We start from the raw sequence: 1,686 nt of genomic DNA on the forward strand, positions 1-1,686 counted from the left end.
ATTGGGTGCACCAACAACATTGAGTGCCGCTGCAATAGATGCATAAACAACATTGAATAGCGATGCGCTTTGCTGCTTGGCAAGTGCATATAACCCATCCTTTAGCTATTTGCTTATTTAGCCAATTAGCTGTTTGATTGCTTAACTCAATAGCTCTAGCCATTCAGTTACTTGGGAAAGCGCAGCATCAAGAATAGACTTGATGCTGCTCAAGGTTACGCATGGTTTCTTGGACGAGTAATCTACCTACGGTTTTAGAACATTGCGGGTTCAACCACGCGGTCTTTAATTGCTTCGAGCAACTGATCCCCCTTTGAGCTCAAAGCAAATTCTGCAAACAGAGCTCTTAGTGTGTCACACAGAAGATCAACCTGAGCTTGACTGTAGTTTTCAGTAAGGTAGCTCATCATTACACGTAGCACCTGCTCATCATTGACGGTTTCTTCTAACACTTCGAACTGAAGTCCTAAACCAGATTCGCTTCGATCTGAATCAACCTGCTGGAAGTTGATTTTGTCACCATTAGACAATTCAAAAGCACCACTAAATTTACTTTTGGCGTGAAGTTGAATAAAGACTTCGAACATGTGCCCATCCACATCGGGATCCCCCCCAACCAAACCTTCTTCAATAAGGTCGATAGGAATATCGCCATATGGCATAGAATCATTAATCGTATGTTTCACTTGGGCTACCAGTTCAGCCACCGTACGGACGCGTTCAAAATTCACTAAATGCGCCACTACGGTGGTGAAGTAACCTATCGTGTCATAATACTCAACGTCTTGTCGGCCCGAAGCCGAGGTTCCTACTATGAGCTTATTGGGTGCACCAACAACATTGAGTGCCGCTGCAATAGATGCATAAACAACATTGAATAGCGATGCGCTTTGCTGCTTGGCAAGTGCATATAACCCATCCCTTACGTTATCTTCAATTTCAACGATAACCCAACCACCTTTAGCCCCTTGAGGATCAGCCTTCTCTGATAAAGGGTGACTCTTAGGGAATATAGGGGTAGACCACGGCACATCTTTTAGATTATCCAACCAATAATCGAGGTGCTTCTGATGTGTTCCAGAACCTCTCTGCATACGAGCATACTCGTGCATTGGAAGAGCTTCATGTCTCCATTCCGGTGATTGACCTTGAACGCGCAGTTTATAAGCTAAATTAAGCTCATCCATCATCAAATTCACTGACCATTCATCTTGAACAATATGGTGGAACAAGAAGGACAAGAACTGCTGCCCCGTATCCTTGCAACGGATGAATCTTACTCGAAGAGGGAACTCCTTCTCTAAATCAAAGGGATGGATTGCCTCTTGTTTAAGAAACTCATCCCTATCTTCGATTTCACATTCATCTGAAGTCCAAAACCATTTGTAATTGCCGATGTCACTGACATCAACCACTTGTTGGCATGGATTACCATCATGTTCATAAAAATGGCTTCTTAGAGTGGCATGACGAACTAGAATATCGCGGCAAGCTTCCCCAAAAGCCACTTCATCCAATTCATCGAAAAAGCGTAAAACAAACGGCAAGTTAAAAATCGTATTGAGTCCAAATTTGGCGTATTTGGGAATCGCCTTCCACAGAGAATTCTGAGCGAGCGACAATGGAGCAAGCGAAGAACCAACATCGGTAAGAGATGCCGAAGACTCAAGAAACTCGGTACTTTTC

General features: G+C 43.6%; 1 protein-coding gene. It reads right to left on the minus strand.

The genetic code is table 11. The features are described from left to right. Positions 1-254: 254 nt before the first annotated feature. A partial coding sequence (locus tag AB4653_RS17575; RefSeq protein ID WP_372104847.1) for a condensation domain-containing protein occupies positions 255-1,686 on the minus strand: 1,432 nt, incomplete at its 5' end.

Source organism: Vibrio sp. 10N.222.48.A3 (assembly GCF_041475345.1).
Taxonomy (GTDB): Bacteria; Pseudomonadota; Gammaproteobacteria; order Enterobacterales; family Vibrionaceae; genus Vibrio; species Vibrio tasmaniensis_A.